At 68.2% G+C, this 6,294-nt stretch carries 4 protein-coding genes; 3 read left to right on the top strand and 1 reads right to left on the bottom strand.

The genetic code is table 11. The features are described 5' to 3' along the window. Both GXW76_RS06750 and parE read left to right on the top strand, forming a co-directional pair. A partial coding sequence (locus GXW76_RS06750) for an SH3 domain-containing protein (RefSeq protein WP_211861231.1) occupies positions 1–370 on the top strand: 370 nt, incomplete at its 5' end. Between the two features lie 73 nt (positions 371–443). Beyond that, positions 444–2,426, top strand: coding sequence for a DNA topoisomerase IV subunit B (gene parE / locus GXW76_RS06745; RefSeq protein ID WP_211861230.1), 1,983 nt, complete (start codon positions 444–446; stop codon positions 2,424–2,426). Positions 2,427–2,916: 490 nt separating this feature from the next. Here parE and GXW76_RS06740 read toward each other — a convergent pair whose 3' ends face one another. Then, positions 2,917–4,425, bottom strand: a complete 1,509-nt coding sequence (locus tag GXW76_RS06740) for a calcium-binding protein (RefSeq protein ID WP_211861229.1) — start codon at positions 4,423–4,425, stop codon at positions 2,917–2,919. Positions 4,426–5,134: 709 nt separating this feature from the next. On the opposite strand from GXW76_RS06740, the gene GXW76_RS06735 reads away from it, so the two are divergent. After that, entirely contained in the window at positions 5,135–6,289 is a 1,155-nt protein-coding gene (locus tag GXW76_RS06735) for an aminotransferase class V-fold PLP-dependent enzyme (protein ID WP_246513980.1), read from the top strand. Positions 6,290–6,294: the final 5 nt, after the last annotated feature.

Here is a 6,294-nt window from a genome sequence, read left to right as displayed (position 1 = left end):
GACTGCCCAGCGCGCCCGGGCGGAGTCCGGCGCCACTCGCCGGGTGGTTGCCGCCGCGACGGTGCCCCTGCGACTGCGGCCGGAGGCCGGCGCGCCCGAGATCGGCCGCGTCCCCGCCGGCCAGGCCGTGACGGTCCGCCCCGCCCAGTCCGGCTTCGCGCTGGTGGAAGGGCAGGGGGGCCTGCGCGGCTATGCGCCGAGCGGCGCCTTCCAGGTGGCCGAGCGCGTGGCGCCACTGGCGGCTTCCGCCGGGCCGGGCGGGCAGGTGCGCGTCCTCGCCGCGAGCAACATTGCCAAGCGCGACAATTTCGCCGAGAGCTTGGCCCTGGCGCGGGAGGCCGCCGTCTCCGGCTTCGAATTGGCAAGCTGACGGAACGACTCGCGCCGCGCGTTGTTTCCAGCGCCGCCGGTCGGTATTCTCGCCCCCGATAAGGGAACAAGACATGAACGACCTGTTCGGCCGGGGCGGTGCGCGCAAGGGCGCCGTCGGGCAGAGCGACGGCTATTCCGCCAAGGACATCGAGGTGCTGGAGGGGCTGGAGCCCGTCCGGCGGCGCCCCGGCATGTATATCGGCGGCACCGACGAGAACGCGCTGCATCATCTGGCCGCCGAGATCATCGACAACGCCATGGACGAGGCGGTGGCGGGCCATGCCGACCGCATCGAGGTGTCGTTCGAGGCCGGCAACTGGATCTCCGTGCGTGACAACGGCCGCGGCATTCCGGTGGACCCGCATCCGAAGTTCCCGAAGCTGTCCGCGCTGGAAGTGATCCTCACGACGCTGCATTCGGGCGGGAAGTTCTCCGGCAAGGCCTACGACACCTCGGGCGGCCTGCACGGCGTCGGCTCCTCGGTGGTGAACGCGCTCGCCGAACGGATGGAGGTGGAGGTCGCGCGCGACCGCACCCTGTTCACCCAGGCCTATGAGCGCGGCAAGCCGGTCACGAAGCTCAAGAACGCCGGCCAGGTGCAGAACCGCCGCGGCACTTCGATCCGCTTCAAGCCGGATACGGAAATCTTCGGCGCGCAGGAATTCAAGGCGGCGCGGCTCTACCGGCTGTGCCGGTCGAAGGCGTACCTGTTCCGCGGCGTCGAGATCCGCTGGTCCTGCGATCCCTCCCTGGTCAAGGACGAGACGCCGGCGCAGGCGGTGCTGCACTTCCCCGGCGGCCTGCAGGACTTCCTCGCTTCCGCCATCGAAGGTCAGCCCACCGTCGTCCCCGCCCCCTGGGCCGGCGAGGCCGACTTCCCCGATGGCGCCGGCCGTGTCGAATGGGCCGCGACCTGGGTTGAGCGCGGCGAGGGGTTCCTGAACACCTACGCCAACACCATCCCGACCCCGCAGGGCGGCACGCACGAGGCCGGCTTCCGCGCCGCGCTGGTCAAGGGCCTGCGCGCCTATGGCGAGCTCAAGAAGGAGAAGCGCGCCGGCAGCGTGACGGCGGAGGACCTGCTCGGCGGCCTCGCCGGCATGCTGTCCGTCTTCGTCCGCGACCCGCAGTTCCAGGGCCAGACCAAGGACAAGCTGACCAGTTCCGAGGCCGCGAAACTGGTCGAGAACGCGCTGCGCGATCATTTCGACCATTGGCTCGCGGGCGATCCGGCAAGGGCCGACAACCTCCTCGCCTTCGCCATCGAGCGCGCGGAGGAACGCCTGCGCCGGCGCGCCGAGAAGGACACGCCGCGCAAATCCGCGACGCGCAAGCTGCGCCTGCCGGGAAAGCTCGCCGATTGCTCGCGCGAGAGCGCGGAGGGCACCGAGCTCTTCCTGGTGGAAGGTGACTCCGCCGGCGGCTCCGCCAAGCAGGCGCGCGACCGCGAGACCCAGGCCGTGCTGCCGCTGCGCGGCAAGATCCTGAACGTCGCCAGCGCGTCCACCGAGAAGCTGCGGCAGAACCAGGAGCTGAAGGACCTGATCGAGGCGCTCGGCTGCGGCGTCGGCGACCGCTTCGACATCGCCCGGCTGCGCTACGGCCGCGTTGTCATCATGACCGACGCCGACGTGGACGGCGCGCACATCGCCGCCCTGCTGATGACCTTCTTCTACAAGGAACTGCCGGCGCTGGTGAAGGAAGGCCGCGTCTTCCTGGCGCAGCCGCCGCTCTATCGCCTGCAGGCCGGCGGGGTGAGTGTCTACGCGATGGACGATGCCGACCGCGAGCGCGTCCTGAAATCCCGCTTCAAGGCGAACCAGAAGGTCGAGGTCAGCCGCTTCAAGGGCCTGGGCGAGATGCCGCCCGCCTCGCTCAAGGAAACCACCATGGACCGGCGCAAGCGCACCCTGCTGCGCGTGGTCCTGCCGCCGGAGGATCGCGCCCGCACCTCGGATCTCGTGGAGGCCCTGATGGGCCGGAAGCCCGAACTGCGCTTCCGCTTCATCCAGGAGAACGCCGCGAGCCTGGAGGCCGAGGCGCTCGACGCCTGACCGCCCGCGCCGCGCAGGTGGCCAGGGCGCGAAGGTGCGGCAGGGCGACGCGGGGCTGCCGCGCTGCTGGTGCCTGGGCCATGACCGCGATGTCCGTGAAGGCGAGGCGCCGCCACGCGGCCTCGAAGGTCGCGACCAGGTGCACCCCGCCCTGGATGGTGCGGCCGGCATCGCCGGCCTTGGCCCTTCTGCCGTAGCGGCAGGCGTCGGGGCCACGTGCGCTGGGGGCGCCAATGGCCCCATGACCGGAGCGTGAACGATTGCGTGTCACGGATGTAACGTCCGGCGGCGCGCAGGCAGCCGGGGGAACCTGAGTGTCTTGCATGCGCGGTCCGCTCAGGCGTCCGCGCGCTGGCGCTGCTGCCCGTGATGTGGCGAGGCCGGGGGAGGCGGGCCTCCCCCAGGCCCCCGCCCTTCCCGGGGCACGGGGAAGGGCGGGCAAGCCGGGCGGAGCGTCCTCACAGCCCGGCCGTCGCACGCCGCGGGGGGATCAGAAGAACGTGTCCCCCGAGACCGCGTCATGGACCGTCCAACCGAAGCCGATCCGGATGTCGGCGCCGCTCTGGATGCCGATGTTGATCTGCTCGATCGGAGTGCCGTTGTCCCACTCGATGACCAGGCTGGCATCGCCGGCCAAGCGGGCTTCCTCGTCGGTGTAGATGACGAAGGCGCCGCTGTCCCCGGCCGACCCGTAGACCTCGGCCACCAGGTTGTTGCCCAGCTGCGAGACGTCGATCTGGTCATGGGTGGCCGAGTTGACGTCGAAGTAGGACAGGCGGTCCCACTCGGGGCCGTCCTCGTTCGACGCCAGCGACGTCCAGCGGAACACGTCGGCATTGAGGTCGTTCGTGTTCAGCACGGTGTCGTTGTCGCCGTCCGACAGGAGGATCTGGTCGTTGCCCGAGCGCGTATAGATCGTGTCCTGTCCGGCGCCCGGGTCGACCGTGTCGTTGCCTTCTCCGGCGTCGATGATGTCGTTGCCGGCCCCGCCGCTGACGAGGTCGTCGCCGGTGCCCGCGTTCACCCGGTCATTGCCGTCGCCCGAGGAGATGGTGTCGTTGTTGTCGCCGGCGATGATCGTGTCGGCGCCGCTGCCGGTGGTGACGGAATCGTTGCCACTGTTGGAATTGACCCAGTTGTTGCCGTCGCCGGCATTGACGACGTCGTTGTCGCCGTTCGAGCTGATGATGTCGTCGCCCGAGCCGGCGTTGATCGTGTCGTTGCCGGCACCGGTGCCGATGCTGTTGTTGCCGTCGCCGGCATTGACGAGATCGTTGCCGCTGCCGCCGGTGATGGTGTCGTGGCCGCTGCCGGCGGAGATGTTGTCGTCCCCATCGCCGCCGTTCGCCACGTTGGCGCCGTCCCCGGCGTTGATCGTGTCGTTGTTGGCGCCGCCGTTCATGACGTCGTTGCCGCCGTTGGCGGTCATGCTGTCGTTGCCGTCGCCGCCATTGACGTTGTTGTTGCCGCCGCCGGCGTTGATGACATCGTTTCCGGTGCCGCCGTCGATGGTGTCGTTGCCGCCATTGGCGCTGATGGTGTCGTTGCCGCCGTCGCCCCTGACGTTGTTGTCGCCGCCGCCGGCATTGATCAGGTCGTTGCCGGCGCCGCCGATCAGCGTGTCGTTGCCGCCATTGGCGCTGATGACGTCATTGCCGTCGTATCCGTTGATGAAGTTGTTGCCGCTGCCGCCGGCCAGGACATCGTGGTTGCGGCCGCCTTCGAGCCAGTCATTGCCGGCATCGCCACTGACGATGAGTTTCGCCAGCACATTGTTGCCGGCGATGACGGAGTCATCGCCGTCGCCGCCTACGACATCGATACGGCGGAAGAAGCCGATCCCACCGGCCAGCAAATCGACAGACTGCGGCAGGGTAGGATCATCGTTCGCGACTTCGTCGGCCTGAATGAGGTTGTCGCTCAGGTTCACCGTATCATTGAGTATGGTTCCGGTGAGACTGAACCTGGTGCTGTTTTCTGCATCGAACGTATAGGCCATGATCTGGTTCTCCCGATCTGAAACTGCCGCGAGTAGCCCCCTACTCATGGGCGCAGCGCTACATGCCGGCATTGCCCGCAATGCCATCGCCAGAAGATGCCGTGGTATTCGTCAGGTGCCCCGGAACGAGCGTGGCCCGCGTCGGAAATTAGAGAGAAATCAAGGAACCAGTGAGTCGAATCTTTGATTCGGCAGGGCGGGTGGTGAATTCAATGAGGAAGAATTTTGTTTCATTTAAGTGCCTGGAACGACAAGGGGTGGGAAATTAGTGGGACAACTTATAATAGCAAAGATTATTAGAGACGATCACCAATGCGGGTAAACAAATCAACGATTGGTTGATGATTGGGACCGCAAACTAAATAAATTGGATATGCTCACAAAAAAGTTATATCGCAACCGGGTGATTTCGAAGTAATTCAATTCCAAGGCATTTGATATAAGTCAAATGCAGTGTGCTTACTTGATCGAAATCAAGAAATTGGCATCGTTTCGATCTCGACAAGGCGGCGTCGGAGCAGAGTACAAATCCCTTCGACGTCCTGGACCGGCATCCTTCATCTCCGGAGAGGCGGGCCATGCGCCGGTCCGGCCGGCCGCCCCTGGCCGGGCAGGCGCCACGGGCCCGCGAGGCCGGGGCGGCGGGCCGATTTCGCCCTTCGCGCGCGCTGGCCTAGGCTTCTTTCCCCGCCCGGCAAGGATGCCTCCGATGCTCCCCTCCCAGCGCCACCTCTTCGACATTCCGCGCGACATTGCCTACCTCAACGCGGCCGCCTGGTCGCCGCTGCCGTTGGCGGTGCAGGAGGCCGGCCGCAACGGCGCCGGGCGCAAGGGCCGGCCCTGGGAGATCGATCCCGGTCACCAGGCGCGCCAGTTCGACCGCGCGCGCGCCGCCGCCGCCGCGCTCATCGGCGCCGCGGCGGAGGATGTCGCGCTCATCTCCTCCGTCGGCTACGGCGTCGCCACGGCGGGCAAGGTCTTCGCCCCGCCCGCCGGAAGCCGCGTGCTGGTGCTGGAGGACGACCACTCCTCCCCCGTCCTCGAATGGATGGTGCGCGCCCCCATCCAGGGCTTCGCGGTGGATACCGTGAAGCGCCCGTCCGACGGCGACTGGACCGCCGCGGTGGAGGAAGCCATCGCCCGGCCCGGCGCGCCGGTGTCGCTCGCCTCCATCTCCAACGTCCACTGGTCGGACGGCGGCGCGCTCGACATGGACCGCATTTCTGCCGCGCTGAAGGCGAGGGGGGCGGCGCTGCTGATCGACGCGACGCACGGCGCCGGCATGATGGATGTCGATGTCCGCCGCATCGACCCCGACTTCCTGATCTTCCCGACCTACAAATGGGTGCTCGGCCCCTATGGCCGTGCCTTCCTGTATGTCGCGAAGCGCCGGCAGGACGGCGTGCCGCTCGAGCAGACCGCGCATGGCCGCCGCGGCGTCGCCGCCGAGCGCGCGCCCTATTTCGCGGACCTCGCCTACGTCGACGGCGCGCGCCGCTACGACATGGGCGAGCGCGACCACTTCATCGGCCTCGAGATGGCCGCGGTCGGGATGGAGATCATGGCCGCCTTGGGCCAACCGTCGATCCAGGAACGCTGCGCCATGCTCACGGCGCGACTGGAGGACGGGCTCGCCGCCGCCGGCGCCATCCTGCCGCGGCGGGAACTGCGCGCGCCGCATATCCTCTGCGTCGCCTTCCCGGGTGGGATGCCGGCGGGGTTCGTGGAGCGGCTCGCCTCGCGCGGCGCGCACGCGGCGCCGCGCCTCGGGCGGCTGCGCATCAGCCCCCATGTCTACAACGACGAGGAAGACGTGGACCGCTTCGTCGCGGCATTCCGCGCGGAACTCCGCGCCGCGGCGTGAGAGGG

The organism is Neoroseomonas soli (genome assembly GCF_018129065.1).
In the GTDB taxonomy this organism is placed as follows: domain Bacteria; phylum Pseudomonadota; class Alphaproteobacteria; order Acetobacterales; family Acetobacteraceae; genus Neoroseomonas; species Neoroseomonas soli.
Note: the sequence above shows the minus strand (reverse complement) of the source record. Positions and strands in the feature narration are given on the sequence as shown.

Bases quoted from the DNA above. Each gene is read 5' to 3' on its own strand.
- parE (WP_211861230.1), top strand. From the start codon at position 444: ATGAACGACCTGTTCGGCCGGGGCGGTGCGCGCAAGGGCGCCGTCGGG.
- GXW76_RS06740 (WP_211861229.1), bottom strand. From the start codon at position 4,425: ATGGCCTATACGTTCGATGCAGAAAACAGCACCAGGTTCAGTCTCACC.
- GXW76_RS06735 (WP_246513980.1), top strand. From the start codon at position 5,135: ATGCTCCCCTCCCAGCGCCACCTCTTCGACATTCCGCGCGACATTGCC.